General features: G+C 68.2%; 19 protein-coding genes and 1 pseudogene. 10 read left to right on the top strand and 10 right to left on the bottom strand.

The features are described 5' to 3' along the window. Positions 1–29: 29 nt before the first annotated feature. Genes IEW15_RS03440 through IEW15_RS03425 form a run of 4 tightly spaced genes read left to right on the top strand, consistent with a single transcriptional unit; the run spans position 30 to position 3,797 of the window. Positions 30–1,055 carry an ABC transporter permease gene (locus tag IEW15_RS03440; RefSeq protein WP_188574913.1) on the top strand — a complete coding sequence of 342 codons (1,026 nt, stop codon included), beginning with the start codon at positions 30–32 and terminating at the stop codon, positions 1,053–1,055. Beyond that, on the top strand, positions 1,052–1,936 hold the full coding sequence (locus IEW15_RS03435) for an ABC transporter permease (protein WP_188574911.1): 885 nt from the start codon (positions 1,052–1,054) through the stop codon (positions 1,934–1,936). Before IEW15_RS03440 ends, IEW15_RS03435 begins: the two co-directional genes overlap by 4 nt. Further along, positions 1,933–2,760, top strand: a complete 828-nt coding sequence (locus IEW15_RS03430) for an ABC transporter ATP-binding protein (protein WP_188574909.1) — start codon at positions 1,933–1,935, stop codon at positions 2,758–2,760. Before IEW15_RS03435 ends, IEW15_RS03430 begins: the two co-directional genes overlap by 4 nt. After that, positions 2,757–3,797 (top strand): oligopeptide/dipeptide ABC transporter ATP-binding protein, encoded by a 1,041-nt coding sequence (locus tag IEW15_RS03425; RefSeq protein WP_188574907.1) that lies wholly within the window; start codon positions 2,757–2,759, stop codon positions 3,795–3,797. Before IEW15_RS03430 ends, IEW15_RS03425 begins: the two co-directional genes overlap by 4 nt. A gap of 146 nt (positions 3,798–3,943) precedes the next feature. On the opposite strand, the gene IEW15_RS03420 is transcribed toward IEW15_RS03425, so the two are convergent. The 3 genes from IEW15_RS03420 to IEW15_RS03410 form a co-directional block, all read right to left on the bottom strand. Further along, on the bottom strand, positions 3,944–5,038 hold the full coding sequence (locus IEW15_RS03420) for a DUF892 family protein (protein ID WP_188574905.1): 1,095 nt from the start codon (positions 5,036–5,038) through the stop codon (positions 3,944–3,946). Between the two features lie 21 nt (positions 5,039–5,059). Continuing rightward, complete coding sequence (locus IEW15_RS03415) at positions 5,060–6,304, bottom strand: ferritin family protein (protein WP_188574904.1); 1,245 nt, start codon at positions 6,302–6,304, stop codon at positions 5,060–5,062. 64 nt (positions 6,305–6,368) lie between these two features. Next, a complete protein-coding gene (locus tag IEW15_RS03410; protein ID WP_188574902.1) occupies positions 6,369–6,941 on the bottom strand; it encodes a DUF4142 domain-containing protein in 573 nt (190 codons plus the stop codon). Between the two features lie 179 nt (positions 6,942–7,120). On the opposite strand from IEW15_RS03410, the gene IEW15_RS03405 reads away from it, so the two are divergent. Continuing rightward, positions 7,121–7,972: a TIGR02587 family membrane protein gene (locus IEW15_RS03405; RefSeq protein ID WP_229707788.1), complete on the top strand. Its 852-nt coding sequence runs from the start codon at positions 7,121–7,123 to the stop codon at positions 7,970–7,972. Continuing rightward, on the top strand, positions 7,969–8,406 hold the full coding sequence (locus IEW15_RS03400) for a hypothetical protein (RefSeq protein ID WP_229707787.1): 438 nt from the start codon (positions 7,969–7,971) through the stop codon (positions 8,404–8,406). The genes IEW15_RS03405 and IEW15_RS03400 overlap by 4 nt, the downstream gene beginning before the upstream one ends. A 30-nt stretch (positions 8,407–8,436) precedes the next feature. On the opposite strand, the gene egtD is transcribed toward IEW15_RS03400, so the two are convergent. Together egtD and egtB are read right to left on the bottom strand one after the other, a co-directional pair. Next, the gene (gene egtD / locus IEW15_RS03395) at positions 8,437–9,459 is read right to left on the bottom strand and encodes an L-histidine N(alpha)-methyltransferase (protein WP_188574900.1); all 1,023 of its coding nucleotides are present in this window, start codon (positions 9,457–9,459) and stop codon (positions 8,437–8,439) included. Between the two features lie 52 nt (positions 9,460–9,511). Next, positions 9,512–10,852, bottom strand: a complete 1,341-nt coding sequence (egtB, locus tag IEW15_RS03390) for an ergothioneine biosynthesis protein EgtB (protein ID WP_188574898.1) — start codon at positions 10,850–10,852, stop codon at positions 9,512–9,514. A 185-nt stretch (positions 10,853–11,037) separates the two neighbouring features. Here egtB and IEW15_RS03385 point away from each other — a divergent pair, with 185 nt between their 5' ends. Both IEW15_RS03385 and IEW15_RS03380 read left to right on the top strand, forming a co-directional pair. Continuing rightward, positions 11,038–11,343: a hypothetical protein gene (locus tag IEW15_RS03385; RefSeq protein WP_188574896.1), complete on the top strand. Its 306-nt coding sequence runs from the start codon at positions 11,038–11,040 to the stop codon at positions 11,341–11,343. 55 nt (positions 11,344–11,398) lie between these two features. Beyond that, a complete protein-coding gene (locus tag IEW15_RS03380; RefSeq protein WP_188574895.1) occupies positions 11,399–12,250 on the top strand; it encodes a lipid-binding SYLF domain-containing protein in 852 nt (283 codons plus the stop codon). A 149-nt stretch (positions 12,251–12,399) separates the two neighbouring features. Here the strand turns inward: IEW15_RS03380 and IEW15_RS03375 are convergent, their stop codons facing one another. The 5 genes and pseudogenes from IEW15_RS03375 to IEW15_RS03350 all read right to left on the bottom strand — a co-directional run bounded on the left by IEW15_RS03375 (position 12,400) and on the right by IEW15_RS03350 (position 17,630). Then, entirely contained in the window at positions 12,400–13,248 is an 849-nt protein-coding gene (locus IEW15_RS03375; RefSeq protein WP_188574893.1) for an inositol monophosphatase family protein, read from the bottom strand. Beyond that, positions 13,245–14,228 carry a diacylglycerol/lipid kinase family protein gene (locus IEW15_RS03370; RefSeq protein ID WP_188574891.1) on the bottom strand — a complete coding sequence of 328 codons (984 nt, stop codon included), beginning with the start codon at positions 14,226–14,228 and terminating at the stop codon, positions 13,245–13,247. The genes IEW15_RS03375 and IEW15_RS03370 overlap by 4 nt, the downstream gene beginning before the upstream one ends. Then, positions 14,215–15,813 (bottom strand): annotated as a pseudogene (locus IEW15_RS03360) (YbhB/YbcL family Raf kinase inhibitor-like protein). Before IEW15_RS03360 ends, IEW15_RS03370 begins: the two are co-directional and overlap by 14 nt. Positions 15,814–16,257: 444 nt before the next feature. Further along, positions 16,258–16,905: an exopolysaccharide biosynthesis protein gene (locus IEW15_RS03355; protein WP_229707786.1), complete on the bottom strand. Its 648-nt coding sequence runs from the start codon at positions 16,903–16,905 to the stop codon at positions 16,258–16,260. Continuing rightward, positions 16,902–17,630 carry a UdgX family uracil-DNA binding protein gene (locus IEW15_RS03350; RefSeq protein WP_188574887.1) on the bottom strand — a complete coding sequence of 243 codons (729 nt, stop codon included), beginning with the start codon at positions 17,628–17,630 and terminating at the stop codon, positions 16,902–16,904. Before IEW15_RS03350 ends, IEW15_RS03355 begins: the two co-directional genes overlap by 4 nt. A 249-nt stretch (positions 17,631–17,879) precedes the next feature. Here IEW15_RS03350 and IEW15_RS03345 point away from each other — a divergent pair, with 249 nt between their 5' ends. Together IEW15_RS03345 and IEW15_RS03340 are read left to right on the top strand one after the other, a co-directional pair. Then, a complete protein-coding gene (locus IEW15_RS03345; protein WP_188574885.1) occupies positions 17,880–18,353 on the top strand; it encodes a CBS domain-containing protein in 474 nt (157 codons plus the stop codon). Between the two features lie 45 nt (positions 18,354–18,398). Further along, the gene (locus tag IEW15_RS03340) at positions 18,399–20,519 is read left to right on the top strand and encodes a catalase (protein WP_188574883.1); all 2,121 of its coding nucleotides are present in this window, start codon (positions 18,399–18,401) and stop codon (positions 20,517–20,519) included. Positions 20,520–20,592: the final 73 nt, after the last annotated feature.

Genomic DNA, 20,592 nt, shown 5'->3' with positions numbered 1-20,592 from the left:
TGCACCCTCAACCGGAGCCCGTGCCACACGTGCCTGCCCTTCTGAGCTTCATCGGCAAGCGCAGCCTGGCGACCCTGCCGATCCTGGCCGGCGCCCTGGTGTTCACCTTCGTGGTGATGCGGTTGCTGCCGGCGGACCCGGCAGCCTTTCTTGCCTCGGGCCCCGGTATGGGGCCCGAGGAGATCGAGGCGATCCGGATCAATCTGGGGCTGGACCGCAGCATTCCCGAACAATTGCTGATCTATGCCGGCGATATACTGCGCGGCGATCTGGGCCGATCATCCACCACCGGCGAGACGGTGGTGGATGATCTGGCGGCCCGACTGCCGGCCTCGCTGGAACTTACCGTCACCGGCTTTCTGCTGGCGATGCTGGTGGCGCTGCCGCTGGGTATCGCCGCCGCGGCGCGGCCGGGGTCGTGGATCGACCATCTGTGCCGGATCATCGCCACCGCCGGCACCTCGCTGCCCAGCTTCGTGATCGGGCTGCTGCTGATCCACATCTTCTATTTCAATCTGGGCTGGGCGCCGGAGCCGGTCGGCCGCTTCGACATGATGCTGTTTCCGCCGCCGGTGGTGACCGGATCGATGGTGATCGATGCGGTGCTGGCGGGGGATGGCGCGGCCTTGCGATCGGTGCTGGGGCGGATGGTGCTGCCCTGTCTGACCATGGCGCTGTTCGCCCTGGCGCCGCTGGCGCGCATCACCCGGGGTGCGATGATCGGCGTGCTGGCATCGGATTTCGTGGTGGCGGCGCGGGCGGCGGGTCTGCCACGCCGTATGGTGCTGTGGCACTATGCCCTGCACAATGCCGCGGTGCCGATCGTCACCACGCTGGGGCTGGTATTTTCGTACATGCTGGGGGCCAATGTTCTGGTGGAAAAGGTCTTTGCCTGGCCGGGCATCGGATCTTATGCGCTGGACGCGGTGATGAACGCCGATTACGCGCCGGTGCAGGGCTTCGTGCTGCTGGTGGCGGTGGCCTTCGCGCTGGTCAACCTGCTGATCGACATTCTGTACGGGCTGATCGATCCACGGGTGGGGCGGATGGGATGACCGTGACCATCGATCCTCATACCGCCGCATCGGCAACCATCCGCAGCCGCGCCCGCCGGCTGTTGGCGCTGGCCGCGGATAATCCGCCCGGCTTTCTGGCGCTGCTGGTGGTGGCACTGATGGTGTTTGCCGCGGTTTTCGGGCCGGCGATCGTGCCGCATGATCCGCTGGCGACCAATGTCGCCCACGGGCTTGAGGCGCCGTCGCCCAGCCACTGGTTCGGCACCGACCAGCTTGGCCGCGACATCTTTTCGCGCGTGGTGGTCGCCACCCGGCTGGATCTTGCGATCGCGATCTCGGCGGTGGCGCTGTCCTGTGTGGCCGGCACCGCCATCGGTGCGCTGTGCGGCTGGCGGGGCGGCTGGCTGGACCGGGGCATCGGCCGGCTGGTCGATGTGCTGATGGCATTTCCGCTGTTCGTGGTGGCGATGGCGATGGTGGCAGCGCTGGGCAACACGGTCGCGAACATCGTCTGGGCGACCGCGATCATCAATCTGCCATTCTATATCCGCGTCACCCGCGCCGAGGTGGCGGCACGGCGCGATGCGGCCTGGGTGCAGGCGGCGCGGCTGGGCGGCTATGGCGATATGCGGTTGCTGTTCACGGTTCTGCTGCCGGCGCTGCTGCCGGTGCTGGCCATCCAGGTGTCGCTGAACCTGGGCTGGGCGGTGCTGAACGCGGCCGGGCTGTCGTTCATCGGCCTGGGCGTGCGCCCGCCCGCCGCCGAATGGGGCATCCTGACCAGCGAGGGCGCGCAGTTCATCATGACCGGGCAGTGGTGGGTGGCGGTGTTTCCGGGGCTGGCGCTGCTGATGGCGGTGTTCGCCTTCAATCTGGCCGGCGATGCGCTGCGCGATCTGCTGGACCCGAGGCGCCGGTGACAGTGCCGCTGCTGGACATCCATGATCTGGCCATCAGTTTCGCGGGCAGCCCGCGCCCGGCGCTGGATGGCGCCAGCCTGTCGATCGGCCCGGGCGAGACGCTGGGGCTGGTCGGGGAAAGCGGCTCCGGAAAATCGGTGACGGCGCTGGCGGTTCTGGGGCTGCTGCCGCCGGCCGGCCGCGTTCTCCGCGGCCGGATCAGCTTCGATGGCGTGGATCTGACGGCGGGCGGCGAGGCGGTGGTGGCGCCTTTGCGCGGCCGGGCGATCTCGATGGTGTTCCAGAATCCGCGCCGGGCGCTGAACCCGCTCAGGCGGGTGGGGCGGCTGATCGGCGACGTGCTGCGTGCCCATGCGGCGCGGGGAGAGGGCCGGCACCTGACCGGCGCCCGGCTGCGCGCGCGGGTGGTGGAGTTGCTGGCCGCGGTCGGCATCCCCGATCCGGGCCGGCGCGCCGATGCCTATCCATTCGAATTGTCGGGCGGCATGTGCCAGCGGGTGATGATCGCGATCGCGCTGGCCGGCAATCCGCGGCTGCTGATCGCCGACGAACCCACCACCGGGCTCGATGTCACCACCCAGGCGATCATTCTGGACCTGATCGACGATCTGGCGCGGGCGCGCGGCATGGCCACGATCCTGATCACCCATGATCTGGCGGTGGCGGCCGAACGCTGCCGGCGGCTGGCGGTGATGCGCGACGGCCGGGTGGTCGAGGCCGGGCCGACGGCGCGGCTGCTGGCAGCCCCCGCCCATCCCTATACCGCCGCCCTCATCCGCGCCACCCCCGGCCCCACCACCCGGATCGAGGATCTGGGCGCATGACCATCGCCATCACATCACAAGGCGTGGCGCCGCCGCTTCTGGCGGTCACCGGGCTGGTGAAGACCTTTTCAGCCGGCGGCCGGCCGCCGCAGCGGCTGCATGCGGTGGATGGCGTCGATTTCACCCTGGCGCGGGGCCAGGCGCTGGGGCTGGTGGGGGAAAGCGGCTGCGGCAAATCCACCCTGGCGGCGATGCTGGCGCGGCTGACCGATCCCGATCGCGGCCGGATCCTGTTCGACGGCGTCGACCTGACGGCGGTGCCGGCGCGCCGTGCCGCCCACGCCCCCTGGCGCCGGCGCATCCAGATGGTGTTCCAGGATGCCGGCGACAGCCTGGACCCGAGGTTGACCGCGATCGAGGCCGTGGCCCGGCCGCTTGCCCGGCTCAACGGCCTGAAGGGCGCGGCGCTCACCCGTGCGGCGGCCGAGGCGCTCGACCGGGTGTACCTGCCGGCAAGCCTGTTCGGCCGGCTGCCGCATCAGCTCTCGGGCGGGCAGCTGGCGCGGGTCGGGCTTGCCCGCGCCATCGCGCCGGGGCCCGAACTGTTGATCCTCGACGAGCCGACCTCGGCGCTGGATGTCTCGATCCAGGCGGTGATCCTGCGGCTGATCGACGATCTGCGCCGCGAACTGGGCCTCGCCTGCCTGTTCGTCTCCCACGACCTGAACGTGGTGCGGATGATGTGCGGCCAGGTGCTGGTGATGTATCTGGGCCGGGTGGTGGAGCAGGGGCCCGCCGATGCGGTTTTCGACCACCCAGCGCATCCCTATACCGCCGGCCTCGCCGCCGCGATCCCGCGGCTGGACGGGCTGAGGCACGAGAGGGGCACCCCCGTCGCCCGCCGCATGACCGGCGAACCGATGAGCCCGATCGACCCCGATCCCGACCGCTGCCGCTTCGACCCGCGCTGCCCGCTGGCCGTCGATCTCTGCCGGCAGCGGATGCCCGTGCTCACGCCCCAGGCCAGCGCGCCAACCGCCCCCGACGCACCCCCCCATCTGGCCGCCTGCCATCTGGCCGGCGGCACCGGCGGTTAAGGTGCCGCTCAAGAACGGGCACGACGCATCCTGTCGATCAGCGCCTGTGCCTCGTCCATGACCTGTTCGAGTGCGGTGGTCTGGTCGTGCGCCATCAAGAATGGCGGCACGCCAGGACAGTTCCAGAGCGGGGAGCAGGTGACGCGTCAGCCGGTGTCCTCGCGGCCGGTGGCGCGGAATTCCAGATGGGCCAGCAGCACGCCGCGCAGATTTTCAGCCAGCCATGCGGCCATGGCGCGTTCTTCCGACAGGCTGGTCTGCAACAGCTTGGCGGCCTCGGCCTGATCGGCGGCGGTGGCCAGTATCACCAGGCTTTCATAGGACGCGATCTCGAAATTCGCCATGCCGAACATCGCCAGGCTGTTCTTCAGGATCTCGTCATCCTTGGTGGCGTTCATCCGGGTCGCCAGATCCCCGGCGGTCGCCATCATCATGTCCTTCATCGACGACCGGTCGTGGCCCAGCCCGTCCAGAACGGCCTCCACCCGCTTCAACTGGGCGGTCTTGTCCTGCTGATGGGCCTGCAGCCGCTCGGCCATCTGCGGATAGCGCTTCAGGCGGGGCAGTTGCGCCTGAAGCATCGCCTCGCCCTGACGGATGGCGGCATGAATGTCGCGCAGGCCCTTGATCAGCAGGTCGCGGGCGTGGTCGCGGGTCTCGCTCATGGCTTTCTCCAACCGGTCATAGCCGCTGTCCTGCACCCGGCCGTCGCTGCGCCGATAGAGCAGGGCCACCTTGCGCGCGACCAGCCGGCGGCCGACCGCCGCCAGATCCAGGCCGCTCTTGCGAACAGTCGGGAACATCTCGTCTTCCTCATCCGTGACGTGATGTTCGATGGCGTGGCGCAGCGCGTGCACGTCCTGATCCGGCGGCTCGCCGCGGCCCAGGGCATTGTCGATGCGCAGCATGATCTCGCGCGCCTCGCCATGCTCCTTGCGGCCGTGTTCGGTCAGGTCGTCGCGGCCGGTCGCGGCGGCGGCTGCGGGATAGAAGATCTCTTCCTCGATCTCCATGTGCCGCAACAGGGCGCGGCAGAGCCTGCGCACCACGGCGGCCTTTTCGGCCGGATCGGTCTGTTCGTCATAGGCATCGAACATCGCCATCGCCTCGCGATGGTCCTGCTCCAGCAGCAGGGTGGCGTCTGGCGCCACCTTCTTGCCCGCGATCAGCATGGCCGACAGCGACACCGGATCGCCCATGCGCCAGTCGACCGTGTGGTCGGTCACCTCGGTCACAGTCATGATTGTCGTCCCTGTTCCGGTTCAGCGCACGCGGCGGGCATAGGCGGTCCGCGCCGCCCCGGCATCGGCGCGCAGCGCCTCGACCGGATGCGGCCCCTCGGTCTCCAGCCGGTATTCGCCGCCGTCGCGCCGGGCGCGGTCGATGACGTCCTCGGTCGGCACGCCCTTCGCGTTGACGGTGCCGTTCCATTTGAAATAGCGGTCGTCGTCGGGCAGATCGCCGATCGGCACGAAGGCGCTGTCCTTCGACGTCAGATCGACCTGACGCGCCAGCACGTCGCGGATGAAGGCCTTGTTCTCTTTGAACGCCACCGTCTGGCCGATGTCCTGGGGCAGCAGTGCCTCAGGGTCGCGCTTCTCCACCTTGCGCATCAGCTCGCACGCGACGCGCAGATGTTCGATCTCCATGGCCAGATGCAGCTCATAGATCGCCTTCACCCGGGGGTCGATCTCGTCCTGCATGAACGAATAGTACATCCAGCATTCATGGTACTGATGCAGCACCAGATTCTCGAACCAGCTCACCGTCGGGTCCAGAATGCTCTCGTAATGGGTGACGTGCTGTTCCTCGATCTGGGCGATTTCCAGATAGGTCGCGCGCGCCAGCGGCTCCATGTAGCGGTTGCCGATATTCATGTAGAAATTCATCGTCTGCTGTTCGGCCGACATGATGGTCAGCGCGTTCAGCACCGATTGCGGATCGGCGGCAAGGGCCGTCATCGGCCGGCGCGGTTCGTCGCGCGGGTCGCGATGCTCATAGATCGTCGGCCGCCCGGGCATGATCTCGGTCAGCGTGTCGGTGATCTCGTGGGCCTTGCGGCCTTCCAGCATGCCATAAAGGTTGGCATAGCGGTAAAGATGGTCGAAATCCTCCAGCAGACCGAATTCATAGACCTGCCGCAGATAGGGGTCCGGCTCGTGCTGGGCCACCCAGGCGGTCAGATCCACCGCCACCTGCTCATAGCCCAAGGTCACCTCCAGCGTGGTTTCGTCGCCGGGGATCAGCCAGTTCATCACCTTCTGCTGCTGCGCCTCGATCCGGCGCATCAGTGAAAGCTGCTTCTTGATCTCGGGGTCCAGCGTGTTTCGCGCCATCTGATGCGAGAACATCACCGCCTCGACCTCAATGCCGTTCATCACGATGCCGCGGCAGCGGCTATAGGGGTGAACCGCGTCCTTCTTATAGGGCTCGACGTTCAGTTCCGCCCAGTCGCGGCACTGCTTCTCAAGAGGAATACCCTTTTCCTTCAAAGGATTGAAGGCCATCGGTCGTCTCCTGCCGGTCGGAATGGTAAAGGGAGGATCGGGATGCCCGGGCCGAGCCGGGGGCTCAATAGCCCTGGCCGCTGGCCAGGTCGCGCACCGCGTCCAGATGGCGCTCCACCGTGTCGGCGATGTCCTCGGCCACGTCGCGCAGCGCCTCGTTCTCGCCATTGCCGGCATAGTCGCGGTGCAGCTTCAGGGCCTGCTCATGGGCCGTCACCTGCATGTCGACATACAGCCGGTCGAACTGGTCGGACGGGATCTCGTTCAACCGCTCAAGAAGCGCCATGCGGCGGTCGTCGAGCTGCGTGGGCACGCTGATATCGCCGCCGATATCGGCCAGGGTCTTGCGCAGCTGCTCGCTGGAATTGGTATGGTCCAGCACCATCCGGCCACCGAAGGCGCGGATGTCGTCGTTCTCCGATTTGTTGCGGGCAAGCTTCCCCGACTGGATCTCGAAGATGTCCGACAGGGTCGCCTGGTCGATATAGCTCTGGGTGGATATCGGCTCGGTCTGGGCGTCTGCCGCCACCGCCATGCCGGCCATCCCGGTGGCGAGGGCGATACCCGCCGCACCGGCGACGGGCAGCCGGCTGAGGGCGGCCCGCAGCGTGGCTGCGGCGATCAAGCGGGGGAACATGATGGCGCCTCCGGTTGCGTGGTGATGATGTGGGCTGTTCATGGCCAGTCCGCTGTTTATGGCCAACCAACGCAGTTCGGCGGCGGCGGTTCCGACGCCAAGGAACGGAATCGGGCCGCCCACGGTTTTGTCAGCATCTTCAACCGGCCGGTGCATCCAGGCTTTCAGGGAGGTCGGAGGTGAGCCGATCAGAAACGGGCGATGCCAACGCGGCGGCGACCGGCGATCACACGCTGTTGATCGGTCTTGGCCGTGCCGCCGCCGGCGCGCTGTTGTTCACGCTGCCGATCCTGATGACCATGGAAACCTGGTGGCTGGGCTTCTATGTCGAGCCGCTCAGGCTGGCGCTGCTGCTGGTGATGACCCTGCCTTTGCTGGTCGGGCTGTCGCGGATCGGCGGCTTCCGCCGGACCAGCAGCATTCTGCAGGACGGCGCCGATGCCTGCATCGCCATCGCCATCGCGGCGCTCGCCGCCGCGGGCCTGCTGTGGGTGTTCGGCGTGCTGGCGCCCGAGATGCCGTTGTCGGAAGTCATCGGCAAGATCGCCATACAGATCACGCCGGGCGCGATCGGCGCGATGCTGGCGCGCAGCCAGCTTGGCTCCAGCGGCCACGATGCCAAGCGGCACGAGATGGAAGACACCTATGCCGGCGAATTGTTCGTGATGGTGGCGGGTGCGCTGTTCCTGTCGCTGAACATCGCCCCCACCGAGGACGTCCTGCTGATCGGCTATCAGATGTCGATCTGGCAGCAACTGGGCCTGCTGGTCCTCACGCTCGCCCTGATGCATGGCTTCGTCTATGAGCTCGATTTCGCCGGCAGTGCCAGCGTCACCCGGACCGGCGGGTTCTGGAGCCTGTTCCTGCGGTTCACCGTCGCGGGCTACGTTCTGGTGGCCCTGGTCAGCCTGTATGTGTTGTGGACCTTCGGCCGGCTGGATGGCACCTCGGCAATCGATATCGTCAGCATGGTCGTGGTGCTGTCGTTTCCCGGCGCCATCGGCGCCGCCGCCGCAAGGATCATTCTATGACCGATGGCAGCCGGAACAATTCGCGACCGCGCGGTGATGCTGCGGATGATGACGCGCCAACCCCGCCGGGGCCCTGGGAATGGGCGATCGGCGCGATCGGCGCGGCCCTGCTGGTGGCGACGGTGGTCTGGCTGCTGGTGCAGGCGATCACCACGCCTGCGGGCGTGCCGGCCATCCGGGTGCAGCCGACCGTGGTCGCCGCCGCCGGTGAGGGCTGGGTGGTGACCTTCGAGGCCTGGAATGACGGCCCGCGCACGGCATCGGCGGTGGAGATCGAGGGCGTCATCACCAATGGCGGCGCGGTGGTGTCGCGCGGCCGCAGCCGGCTGGATTATCTGCCCCCGGGTTCGGTCCGCAAGGGCGCCATCCTGTTCGACCGCGATCCCCACGGCCTGCGGGTCGAAATGCGGGCACTGGGCTATGCCGACCCATGATCCGGCCGTGATCCGGCCCATATCCATGTGTCAATGGTTCTGGATCAGGTAGTGCAGGCTGAACAGGCGCTCGGGGTCGGTCCAGCAGGCATCGGTGCGCCAGCCGCCGCGTCGCACCAGCCGGGCGAATCCGGTCGGCGTGTATTTGTGGCTGTTTTCGGTGTGGATCGTCTCGCCTTTCCGGAAGCGGATGCCACGCCCGGCCACCTGCACGATCTGGTCGGTCAGGCTTTCCAGATGCATCTCGATCCGGCCGGCATCGGCGCGCCAGATGGCGCGATGGGCAAAACGGTCCAGCCTGAAATCGGCTGCGGCCTCGCGGTTCAGCCGGGTCAGCAGGTTCAGGTTGAAGGCGGCGGTGACGCCGTCCGGGTCGTCATAGGCGGCGATCAGCCGGGCGGGGTCTTTCTCAAGATCCACGCCGACCAGCAGATGGCCATCATGGCCCAGCATACAGGCCGCGCGGCGCAGGAAGCACACCGCCTCGTCGGGCAGCAGGTTGCCGATGGTCGATCCGGGGAAGAAGCCCAGCCGGCGGCCGGCCGTGCCGGCTGGCGCATCGTCCAGGGGCAGGGTGGTCATCTGCATGAAATCGCCATGCACCGGCCGCACCGCCAGCCCCGGATGGTCGCGGGCGAGCGCCGCACTCGCCGTCATCATGTGCTCGGCCGAAATATCGATCGGTACATAGGCGGCGGGATCGCGCAGTGCATCCAGCACCAGCCGGGTCTTCACCGACGCGCCGCTGCCGAATTCGACCAGCGTGGTGCCGCGTCCGGCACGGGTGGCGATCTCGGCCGCCTGCATGTGCAGGATCCGGCTCTCGGTACGGGTGGGATAATAGGCGGCAAGGCCGGTGATGCGGTCGAACAGGCGTGAGCCGGCGGCATCATAGAACAGGCGCGGCGGCAGACATTTGGGGGTGGCGGTCAGGCCCGCGAGGGCGATCGCCGCAATGTCGTCGCCGGCACCGTCTGCGGCGGTAAACCCCTGGGGGCCGGCATCGGATGGCGGTGGTGTGTCGACGCGGGGGGCAGTGGTGGTCTGGCGCATGGGACTGGTCCTTGATGGCAATGGAGGGCGCGGCTTTTCGGGGCGCGCGGGTTCAGGCGTCGGTTGCCAGCCGCAGACCTGAAAACGCCCAGCGCTGCCTGGGATAGAAGAAGTTGCGATAGCTGGGCCGGATATGGTCGCCGGGCGTGACGCAACAGCCGCCGCGCAGGACCATCTGATTGGCCATGAACTTGCCGTTATATTCGCCGATGGCGCCGACCGGCGGTTTGAAGCCGGGATAGGGGCCATAGGCGCTGCTGGTCCATTCCCAGACATCGCCATAGATCTGCGCGGGCGAGGGCGTGGTGGTGCCGGCCGGCATCGGCCGCAGCGCGCCGCGTGGCAGCAGATTGCCGGCAACCGGTGCCTGTGCCGCCACCACCTCCCATTCAGCTTCCGTCGGCAGCCGGCAGCCCCGGAAGCGGGCGAAGGCGTCGGCCTCGTACTGGCTGACATGCACCACCGGGGCGTCCAGATCCACAGGCTCGGGGCCGCGCAGGCTCATCGTCCACCATAGGCCGTCCTCTTCGGGACGGAACCAGTAGAGCGGCGCGGTCCAGCCCTGGGCTTGCGTCTCGGCGATGCCGTCGGACAGCCAGAATTCAGCGCGGCCATAGCCGTCCTCGGCGATGAATTCCAGCCAGTCGCCATTGGTCACCGGCCGGTTGGCCAGCCGGAACGGCCGCAGCAGCACGTCGTGGCGTGGTCCTTCGTTGTCATAGGCGAAGTCATCGGCATCACCGGCCGCCGGATCATGGCCGATGGCGTGGATGCCGCCGTCATGGTCGATCCAACCCGGCGCCTGTGGTTTCGATGCCACGGCCATTGTCGCGGCGCTGTCCATGATATCGGCCGGCAGATAGGCGGGCCTCAGCGGGTTGCACGAAAACAGATGCAGGACGTCCATCAACAGCAGTTCCTGATGCTGCTGTTCGTGATGAACACCGGTCTCGATCAACGGGTCGATGCGGGCGCGCAAGCCCGCATCCGCCGGGTCCAGCAACCCGGTCACGGCATGGGTCACGCTGTCGCGCCAGGCCAGCACCCGCGCCAGCGGCGGCCTGGTCAGCAGGCCGCGCTGCGGCCGCGGATGGCGGCTGCCCAGGCTGACATAATAGGAATTGAACAGATGGTCGAAACCCGGGTCGAACGGCCGGTAGCCGGGCAGGAACGACATCAGCACGAAGCGTTCGAAAAACCAGGTGGTGTGCCCCAGATGCCATTTGGTCGGGCTGCAATCGGCCATCGACTGCACGACCTGATCTTCCGGATCAAGGGGGGCCGCCAGGGCCTCGGTCTGGCGACGGACCGCCAGAAACCGCGCGGTCAGATCAGCGCGGGCGATGTGGGATGGCGCGAAGGGCAGGGTCGTGTGCGGGCTTGGTCCGTCCATGGTCATCATCTCCACCGGCAGGGGCCGGTGGTCAACCCCTTGATGCGGCACTTGTTCCCGGGCCACATGGCGGCGCCTGCCGCCGATCGGCCGGCGATCGCCTTGGAACAAATCGCCCGGCCACCCGTTATGGGGGTCGAACCGCGTCGGTCACGGCGCGGACGCCATAGGTTTCGGAGAGTGACATGACCGACGACCGGACAGCCACCAATCGCCTGAACGAGGATCTGTCCGCGCTCAAGCGGCAGGTCCGTGATCTCGCCGACCGGCTGAGCCACACCGCCCATGACAGCACCTCGCCTGAGGCGATGCGCGCGGCCCGCCGCCGCGCCGCGCAGTTGAGCGGCGGCGCCCGCCGGATGACCCGCGAGCACCCGCTGACCACCGGCCTGCTGGTCGCTGGTGTGGTGGGCCTTGCCGCTTATTGCCTGGCCTGCAGCCACCATGATGACGATGACGGGCCGGGCGATGGCCGCCGTCACTGGTACTGACCGCGGCACCGCCGCCATTCGGACCCCCTATTCAACGCCTGAATGGAGTATCTCCATGCGCAAGCTCGCTTTGATGACCGCCACCATTCTTGCCGCCGGAACCCTGGCGGGTGCACCGGCCTTCGCCGCCGGCACCAGCGGCACGCCGGCCGGCCAGACCAGCGACGATGCCGGCACCACCGGCCGTCCGGTCGGCAATCAGCCGGACGCGGCAGCCATGCCGACCACCCGCGATCCGGGCGACACCACGGCCGAGCGGACCGGGGTGGACCGCACCGCCGTGGCCGACGAAGACCCCGAGGATCGGGCCGAGGACCGCGCTGAGGCGCAGGAACTGGTGTCGCGCGCGACCGACGTCGCCCAGCAGATGACCCAGGACGGCAACGTCATGACGCTGCTGTCGAAGGCCAAGGGCGTGTTCATCATTCCCGATTACGCCGAGGGCGCACTGATCGCCGGCGCGCGTGGCGGCGAGGGTGTGTTCGTGGCGAGGCAGGGCGACGAATGGAGCAACCCCGTCTTCTATGACATGGGCGGCATCAGCCTTGGCGCCCAGGTCGGCGGACAGTCGGGCCCGGTTGCCTTCCTGCTGATGAATGACGAGGCGGTGGACCGCTTCAAGCGCGGCGACAGCTTCTCGCTGAACGCCGAGGCCGGCTATACCTTCGCCGATGCCAGCGACGGCGCCCGCGCCTCGACAGGTGAGCGTCAGGTGGTGATCTGGTCGGGTGTCGAGGGTGCCTTCGCCGGTGCCGCCGTCAGCGTCGGCGACATCTCGTGGGACGAGGAACAGACCGCGGCCTATTACGGCGGCACGATCGGCACCGACGCCACCGCCGGCGACATCATCGAGGCGAACCCCGACAGCGAGCGGGGCAGCGAACTCCGCCAGGCGCTGAGCAGCTGAGCCTCTTTCCGCCGAAGGTGACGGCCGGCGCCCTATGCCGCGCGCCCCCGCCGCACGGCAGACAGAACCCGCCCGGATCCGTGCTCCGGGCGGGTTTTCATGTGCCAGCGCGGGCGGTGCCAGAGCGGGCGGTTGCAGGATGGCGGCGCTCAGGCCGGCTCGTCCTGGCCCGCCACGCCGGGGTTGCCGGCCATCCAGCCCGCGCCATCGGCCGATCCCAGGATCAGCCCGCCCCGCCAGTCGCGCAACGGCGTGGCGATGAATGCCTCGAAGGGCTGCCATCGCTTGCCGCGCCCGCGCGCCAGAACCTGACCGCCGGATTCCTGGACCAGCAGGATGCCGCCGGCGACATCCCAGATATTGGGGCTGTTGAAGCTGGCGGCTTCCAGCAGCCCCGCCGCCACGAAGGCGCATTCGATGGCAGCCGACCCGGTCTTGCGCAGGTCGTAAGGATGGCGGCCGCTGCGGAATTGCGGCACGCCGGCCAGCCGGCGATGGACCATGGGGTTGGACGCCCGCGCCAGGGGCTGCCGGTCGAAATGCAGCCCGCCGCCCAGGCGGGCATGATAGACGCCCGATCGCAGCGCATGGCTGGTGGCGCACCACACTGCCGCCACCACCGGCCGGCCGCGATGCAGCACGCCGATCGATGCCGCGAACAGCGGAAAGCCATTGATGAAATTACTGGTCCCGTCCACCGGATCGACGGCCCAGATCATGTCGACATCGGTGTCATGGCTGTCGGCCATCTCTTCGCCGATCACGCCATGATCGGGGAAGCGCGCGGCCAGGCGCTCGCGGATCACGCCTTCCACTTGTTCATCGACCTCCGACACCGGATTGCGCAGGGTCGCCTCGGTCTCGGCGCCGGTCTTGTAGCGCACCGACAGCAGCGAGCCGAGCCGCGAGGTGATGGCCGCGCCGGCCTGTTCCGCCAGCTCCACAGCCAGCATCTCGATGTCGCGCAGACGGGATGTATCCAGTGATGTGCCGGTCATGAACTGTCTCTTGCGGCCGGGGGTGGGTCGGGTAGCCGGCCCCGCACCGGCTGGCGCATGGGGTCGACCACAATCCGGAACGGTTGCGGGTCGCGGTCGACGACCAGTCTGGCGCCGGCCGCATCGTCGGTCAGGCGGTCGTCGTCGATGCGCAGCGGGCCATGCAGCCCCGTGACCATGATCATATCACCAATCCAGGGGGACAAGGGCGGTGCTGCCATGGTTTCGCGGCGGGGCGTCCCTGGCGCTGCCAGCCAGGCGATCGCCGCGTCGCGATCCGCCGGGCCGATCAGGGCCGCGACGGCACGGCGGTCGTCGGGCCGGATCTCAGGGCCCAGCCACAGCCCTGGACCGGTCCAGGGCAGGCAGGGCAGTTCAAGGGCGATCGCCCGGGCACGCCTGTGTAGACCGTCGATGGCGATGTCGCAGGACAATGGTGGCGCACTCGCGAGAGCCTGGGCCAGCGCCGCCCGGCCGAAGGTGATCTTGGCGATGCCGTGCAGCGGGCGGGGCGGCTGCATCTCCATCGCGGTGATGGTGGCGCCGGCGCCGATGCTTTCAAAATAGGGGATCGGCGGATTGGACCCCAGGCGCACCCGTCCGGCATGAAACGGCCGGGTGTCGCCGGCCAGCAGCCATCGGCGCAGATCGCCCGGCGCGGCCGGCAGGCGCGCGCCCAGCGCGCCGGCGATGTTGTTGGCGCTGCCGGTGGGCAGGATCGCCACCGGCAGCCGCCGGTCGGGCAGGCGCGCCAGCACCTTGGCGACGGTGCCGTCACCGCCGGCGATGATCAGCGGCCCGGTGGTCGCGGCCACGGCGTCGTCCAGGCCATCGGCCTTGGTCGACTGCCACCCGGTGGCCTGGATGCCCTCTGCCGCCAGCAGCGCCATCAGCCGCGCGGTGGGCCAGTCGCCACCGCCGGCGGTGGGGTTGTGAAACACCCGGACCACCGGTTGCATCGCCGCATCAGGGTGCTGCATGACCGACCATCCGGCCGGCGGCCACGACATGAGAGGTCATCGCATCCAGCACCGCCTGTCGGCCGGCCATCGGCGGCACGTCCAGGCGCTCCACATCCAGCGCCAGCACCGTGATCTGATAGGGGTGGGGCCTGTCGCCGGCGGGAGGCCGCGGCCCGGTATAGCCGACCGAGCCCCGGCTGTTGGTGCCCTGGCGGGCGCCTTCGGGGTCCTACAATCGCGGATGGGTCGGCAGGCCCTCGCGCAGCGCCGACACGTCGGCCGGGATGTCATGAATGATCCAGTGCACGAAGGGCACCTGACCGTTGGCCGCGGCAGGGTCGGTCGCGGCCGCGTCTTCCATGATCACCGCGAAGGACCTCGCGCTTTCAGGCGCGCCCTCCCAGGTCAGTGCCGGCGAGGCATCGTCGCCCCGGGCGCGGTTGGTGTCGGGGATGGTGCCGCCATCGCTGAACCCGGCGGTCAGGGACAGTTCGGCAGCGCCGTCTGGCGCCAGATGGTCCAGCGCCATCACCGGTTCGGCCATCGCTGGATTCTGTGGTGCCGGTTTCTGTGGCACGGGTTTCTGTGGCACGGGCTTCTGCGGCGGGGCCGTCCGCGCGCCGTCCTTAGCCTCGGCGCTGATCCGATAGATCACGCCCTGGGTGTCGTCGGCCACCATGATCGCGCCATCGGGGGCGATGGCGATCCCGGTGGGGCGCCCCAGCATGCCATGACCGCCATCCTGGCCCTTGACCAGGAACCCGGTCAGAAACGGCGTGATGCCGCGCAGTTTGCCGTTGTCGAAATCGATGCGCACCACCTCATAGCCGCTGGGTGGCTGGCGGTTCCATGATCCGCGCATGGCCACGAAGGCATCGCCGGCCAGCCCGGCCGGCATGCCGTGGCCATCATGGAAGGCCATCTGCATCGGTGCCGCATGGGCGGTATAGCCGGCAACCGCCGCGGTCGACAGGGCGATCCAGTCATCAATGCTCATCCCCTGCGGCGGCTCGGCGCGCGGGGTGGGGTTGTTGAAATCCACCACATGCGGCCAGCCATAGCGGTGGCCCTGCTCGATGCGGTTCACCTCTTCCATCTGGCCGTCGTCACCCAGCCAGTCGATGCCGTGGTCCAGGCCGTAAAGCGCGCCGGTGCCCGGCTGCCAGTCGAAGCCGATGGTGTTGCGCAGACCCGAGGCGAAAATCGTCCGCAACCGGCCATCGGGCGTGGCGCGCAGGATGGTGGCGTGTTCGGGGTTGGTCTCGTCGCAGGCATTGCAACTGGACCCGACCGAGATATACAGCATGCCGTCGGGGCCGACCGCCAGGCTGCGGTTGGCATGCTGGCCGCCATCGGGCAGGTCGTCGATGATCCGCTCCAGCCGTCCGAAACGGCCATCGGCCAGCACGTCGGCGACATAGACATCGCGCACCGTCGCCAGATACACCCGGTTGCCGTCGAAGGCGATGCCGTGCAGCCCCGGCCGGCTGGCGACGGTGACCGGCGCCCGGGTGGCGCCGTCGTCGCCCTGCCGCAGCATCACCACGTCGCCAAGCTGGCGCCGGGTGACATACAGCACGCCGGCGGGCGAATAGGCCAGCATGCGCGGGTTGATCAGGTCGCGGGCATAGACCTCGACCTCGAAGCCCTCGGGCACCGACAGCCGGCCTGCCAGCTCCTGATCCGAGGGCGGCAGCGGGATCGCCGTGGGCTCGACCACCGATCCGGTGATGCGCACCGCACCGGGTGTTGCGCCGCGGATGGCATCGGGGGCGGCCGGTGATCGGACACTGTCGGCGCCGGCCGACGATCGGGCGGTGTCAGCGCCGGGGGCGGGCGCCGGGGCCGCCGGTGCCAGGGCCGGCAGCAGAAGCGCCAGCGCCAGACCAATGGCCGCGCCGCCGGGCGCCGGCCATCGCTTCGGATATCGGGGACGGGCACAGGTCATGGCATCCTCTCGCCTTGCAGAGCGTGATCCGGATGCAACCCGACATGCGCCGGATCGATCCCGCGTAATCCTGTTTGACTTCCGGCAATTCAGGCCTGCTCAGAGCAGCAACTGGCTGACCACCAGCCAGAACCCGCCCAGGCTGACCACGAAGGCGATCGCCGCCAGCAGCCCGTCATGGGCGATCAGCGCCAGACCGAAGATGGTGATCGCGGCCGATGGCACGGCGGCGCCCATCGGCACGATTTCCAAAGGCGGCATGATCAGGCCCAGCGCCACACACACGGCCGCGATCACCCGGTTGGCGGGGGTCGTGGTCAGCCGGGTCAGGCGCGGCTTCAGGATGCGGTCCACCACCCGTGCCACCGGGCGCGACCATTCGACGCTTCTGGTCAGCCGGGATTTGTCGGTGCGGATGCGCAGGATGAAGCCGGGCAGCCAGAAATGCGACATGCCCAGCAGCAACTGGCCGGCGATCAGGCAGACGATGACGCCGAAAATCGTCGGCACGCTGGGAATGCCGCCGATGGGCGTGATCACCACCAGCCCGCAGACCAGCAGCAGCGGCCCGAAGGATCGCTGGCCGATGGTCTTCCAGATGTCGCCGACCGAGACCTTGCCGCCATCCTCGCCGGCCTCGCACAGCTGGTCGAGCATGTCGTTCAGGCTGCCGGGATCCTTGTCCTCGCGGCCGCGTCCGGCGGCGGTCTGGTTGCGCGGCTCGTGGCTCCGGGGCTGGTCCATCATGGTTCCGATCCATTGGCGGTGTGCGGGGCCACGGGGCCCTCGCGGGCGGTTGAAAGATCCTCGACCAGTTGGCGCCAGGCGCGGTCACGCCCCGGGCGGTCGCGCTGTCGCAGAATGAACGACGGGTGCACTGTGACCAGGGCCATGGTTGCGGGCACCTCGGTCGCGGGGGCGACCTCGCGGGCGTCCAGCGGCCAGAACCGGCCCCGGCTGCGCGAGATGGTGACCGCGCGGCCCAGCACGGCGCGGGCGGCGCTGGCGCCCAGCGCCACCATCACCCGCGGGCGCACGAACTGCCGTTCCAGATCCAGCCACCAGCGGCAGCGGTCGATCTCGCCGGCATCGGGCCGGCGGTGCAGCCGGCGCTTGCCGCGCGGCTCGTTCTTGAAGTGCTTGACGGCATTGGTCAGGTAGATCCGGGCGCGGTCGATACCGGCCGCCTCCAGCGCCTGATCCAGAATCCGTCCCGCCGGCCCCACGAACGGATGGCCGGCCAGATCCTCCTTATCCCCCGGCTGTTCGCCGACCAGCATCAGATGCGGGCTGCGGTCGGCCGACGGCGCGGCATGGCCGTCGGCGCCGTCGCCGAACACCGTGCGGCTGGCGCCGCGCCACAGGTCGCACCGCCGGCACCCGGCGGCCAGCCGCCGTGCGGCGGCAAGCGAGGCGACCGGCTGCACCGGCGGGTCGTCAGGCCAATCGGCATGGCGGTCGGCAGGGCACATCTTCGCGGGCTCCGTCGGTATCGGTCGTGTCCATCGATGGCTGAACGCCCGGCGCGTGCTGCGGTTCCAGCCGTTACGACGCGCGGCGATCCGGGCGGGAACCATGGCGCCCGCAAGCGGTTGCACAGAGCACGCACCCACGGAGCACGCACCCACGGAGCACGCATCCACGGAGCACGCATCCGAAGCACGGCGCCGGAGCGGTATGCGAAACGCCCGGCCCGTCTGTCGAGACGGAGATCAAGAGCCATGCAGGTCCAGAAGATCATGAACCGCAATGTCGAGATGGCGCGCCCCGACGAGACACTGCGCGAGGTGGCGCGCCGGATGGCCGAGCAGGACATCGGCTATATGCCGGTCGGCGACGACGACCGGCTGGTCGGGGCGGTGACCGACCGTGACCTGGTGGTGCGCGGGCTGGCCGATGGCCGGGACGGCAGCGCCACGGTCCGCGACGTCATGACCCCCGACGTCAAATACTGCTTCGAGGACGAGGATGTGGAGCATGTCGTTCAGAACATGGGCGACATCCAGTTGCGCCGCATTCCGGTGATGAACCGCGACAAGCGTCTGGTCGGTGTGCTGTCGCTGGCCGACACGGCACTTGCCTATTCCCCCGACAGCACCGGCACCGCGATGTCGGGTGTGGTGGTGCCGGGCGGTGCCCATAACCAGCGCGGCCCCGGACATGGTTCGGCCGGCAATGGTGGTGGTGGTCGCTGACCGGCGCCTCTCTTCTCATATTTCAATCGTCCGGAGACCAGACCCATGCCCAGCACCACCGATCCCCAGGCCCGCGAGACCGTGACTATCCATGATCAGACACTGGAACGCGGGCCGGGTGGCGAGCTGCACCAGACGGCCGGTGCGGATACCCCCGCGCTGACCACCAGTCATGGGATGCCGGTGGCCGACGATCAGTCGTCGCTGAAGATCGGGCCGCGCGGCCCGACCCTGCTGGAAGACGTGCATCTGCGCGACAAGATCTTCCATTTCGATCATGAGCGCATCCCCGAGCGGGTGGTGCATGCGCGCGGCATGGGCGCCCATGGCTTCTTCGAGGCCTATGAGTCGCTGGCCGACATCACCATGGCCGATCCGTTCCAGGAGGCCGGCCGGCGCACCGAGGCCTTCGTGCGGTTTTCCACCGTCGCCGGCAACAAGGGTTCGTCCGATCTGGCGCGCGATGTGCGCGGCTTTGCGGTCAAGCTGTATACCCGGGCCGGCAACTGGGATCTGATCGGCAACAACATCCCGGTGTTCTTCATCCAGGACGCGATCAAGTTTCCCGACCTGATCCATGCGGCCAAACAGGAACCGGATCGCGGTTTTCCGCAGGCCCAGACCGCCCATGACAATTTCTGGGACTTCATCTCGCTGACCCCGGAAAGCCTGCACATGATCATGTGGATCATGTCGGACCGGGCTATACCGCGCTCGTTCCGGTTCATGGAAGGCTTCGGCGTTCACACCTTCCGGCTGGTGAATGCCGATGGCAAGTCCACCTTCGTCAAGTTCCACTGGAAGCCGAAGCTGGGCATGCAGTCGGTGGTGTGGAACGAGGCGCTGAAGATCAGCGGCGCCGATCCCGATTTCCATCGCCGCGATCTGTGGGACGCGATCCAGTCGGGCGACTTTCCGGAATGGGAGCTTGGCATGCAGCTTTTCGACGAAAGCTTTGCCGAGGCCTTCGATTTCGACGTGCTGGACGCCACCAAGATCATTCCGGAAGAGGTGGTGCCGGTGCGCCGGGTGGGGCGGCTGGTGCTCGACCGCGTGGTCGACAATTTCTTTGCCGAGACCGAGCAGGTGGCCTTCTGCACCCAGAACATCGTGCCCGGCATCGACTTCACCAATGACCCGCTGCTTCAGGGGCGCAACTTCTCGTATCTCGACACCCAGTTGAAGCGGCTCGGCAGCCCGAATTTCACCGAGATTCCGGTGAACCGGCCGCGCTGTCCGATGCACAATTTCCAGCAGGACGGCCACATGCGGATGGCGGTCAACAAAGGCCGGGCCAATTATCAGCCCAATTCCTGGGGCGAGGGGCCGCGCGAGACCCCGAAAGCCGGCTTCTCAAGCCTGCCGGTCGCCGAGACCGAGCCCACCAGGCTGCGCATCCGCCCGGAGAGCTTCGCCGATCATTACAGCCAGGCGCGGCAGTTCTTCATCAGCCAGACGCCTGAGGAACAGATCCATATGGCCTCGGCGTTGACCTTCGAGCTGAGCAAGGTGGAGCGGGCCGATATCCGGGTGCGGATGGTGGCGCATCTGCTGAATGTGCACGAGGATCTGGCCGAACGGGTGGCCAAGGGGCTGGGCCTTAAATCGATACCCGATCCGGCACCGGCCGCGAAGCCGACCCGCATGGACCTGCAGGCCTCGCCGGCCTTGAGCATCATCCTGAACGGCCCGGGCAGCTTCAAGGGCCGCAAGCTGGGCGTGCTGCTGGCCGATGGCGCCGATGCCGCGCTGTTCAACGCGCTGACCAGGGCCGCCGGGGCCGAAGGCGCGATGGTCGAGGTGGTCGCCCCCGAAATCGGCGGCGCCACCCTGGACGATGGCACGCTGGTGCCGGCGAAACAGAAAACCGATGGCGGACCGTCGGTGCTGTACGACGCGGTGGCGGTGCTGGTCGGCGCCGATATGGTGAAAAGCCTGGCGCGCGATCCGTCGGTGCTGGATTTCATCGGCGACGCCTTCGCGCACCGCAAATTCCTGGCCTATGCGCCGGCGGCCGATGGTCTGTTGGCCGCAGCGGGTGTCGACAAGGCGAAACGTGACGACGGCATCGTCGCGCTCTCAGCCGCGGCTGATGCCGACGATTTCATCGCGACCTGCCGCAAGTTGCGCTTCTGGCCGCGCGAACAGTCGATCAAGCCGGTGTGACGCCGCCTATCCCACATCAGGTACCATAAAACCCCCGGCACCTGACGTCAGGTGCCGGGGGTTCATATGGGTA

It is taken from the genome of Tistrella bauzanensis (assembly GCF_014636235.1).
In the GTDB taxonomy this organism is placed as follows: domain Bacteria; phylum Pseudomonadota; class Alphaproteobacteria; order Tistrellales; family Tistrellaceae; genus Tistrella; species Tistrella bauzanensis.
Note: the sequence above shows the minus strand (reverse complement) of the source record. Positions and strands in the feature narration are given on the sequence as shown.

Excerpts from the sequence above, each read along its gene's own strand:
- IEW15_RS03385 (WP_188574896.1), top strand. The coding sequence starts at position 11,038 with ATGACCGACGACCGGACAGCCACCAATCGCCTGAACGAGGATCTGTCC.
- IEW15_RS03355 (WP_229707786.1), bottom strand. The coding sequence starts at position 16,905 with ATGATGGACCAGCCCCGGAGCCACGAGCCGCGCAACCAGACCGCCGCC.
- IEW15_RS03375 (WP_188574893.1), bottom strand. The coding sequence starts at position 13,248 with ATGACCGGCACATCACTGGATACATCCCGTCTGCGCGACATCGAGATG.
- IEW15_RS03420 (WP_188574905.1), bottom strand. The coding sequence starts at position 5,038 with ATGACTGTGACCGAGGTGACCGACCACACGGTCGACTGGCGCATGGGC.
- IEW15_RS03345 (WP_188574885.1), top strand. The coding sequence starts at position 17,880 with ATGCAGGTCCAGAAGATCATGAACCGCAATGTCGAGATGGCGCGCCCC.
- IEW15_RS03410 (WP_188574902.1), bottom strand. The coding sequence starts at position 6,941 with ATGTTCCCCCGCTTGATCGCCGCAGCCACGCTGCGGGCCGCCCTCAGC.
- egtD (WP_188574900.1), bottom strand. The coding sequence starts at position 9,459 with ATGCGCCAGACCACCACTGCCCCCCGCGTCGACACACCACCGCCATCC.
- IEW15_RS03435 (WP_188574911.1), top strand. The coding sequence starts at position 1,052 with ATGACCGTGACCATCGATCCTCATACCGCCGCATCGGCAACCATCCGC.
- IEW15_RS03370 (WP_188574891.1), bottom strand. The coding sequence starts at position 14,228 with ATGCAGCACCCTGATGCGGCGATGCAACCGGTGGTCCGGGTGTTTCAC.
- egtB (WP_188574898.1), bottom strand. The coding sequence starts at position 10,852 with ATGGACGGACCAAGCCCGCACACGACCCTGCCCTTCGCGCCATCCCAC.
- IEW15_RS03400 (WP_229707787.1), top strand. The coding sequence starts at position 7,969 with ATGACCGATGGCAGCCGGAACAATTCGCGACCGCGCGGTGATGCTGCG.
- IEW15_RS03415 (WP_188574904.1), bottom strand. The coding sequence starts at position 6,304 with ATGGCCTTCAATCCTTTGAAGGAAAAGGGTATTCCTCTTGAGAAGCAG.
- IEW15_RS03425 (WP_188574907.1), top strand. The coding sequence starts at position 2,757 with ATGACCATCGCCATCACATCACAAGGCGTGGCGCCGCCGCTTCTGGCG.
- IEW15_RS03380 (WP_188574895.1), top strand. The coding sequence starts at position 11,399 with ATGCGCAAGCTCGCTTTGATGACCGCCACCATTCTTGCCGCCGGAACC.
- IEW15_RS03340 (WP_188574883.1), top strand. The coding sequence starts at position 18,399 with ATGCCCAGCACCACCGATCCCCAGGCCCGCGAGACCGTGACTATCCAT.
- IEW15_RS03350 (WP_188574887.1), bottom strand. The coding sequence starts at position 17,630 with ATGTGCCCTGCCGACCGCCATGCCGATTGGCCTGACGACCCGCCGGTG.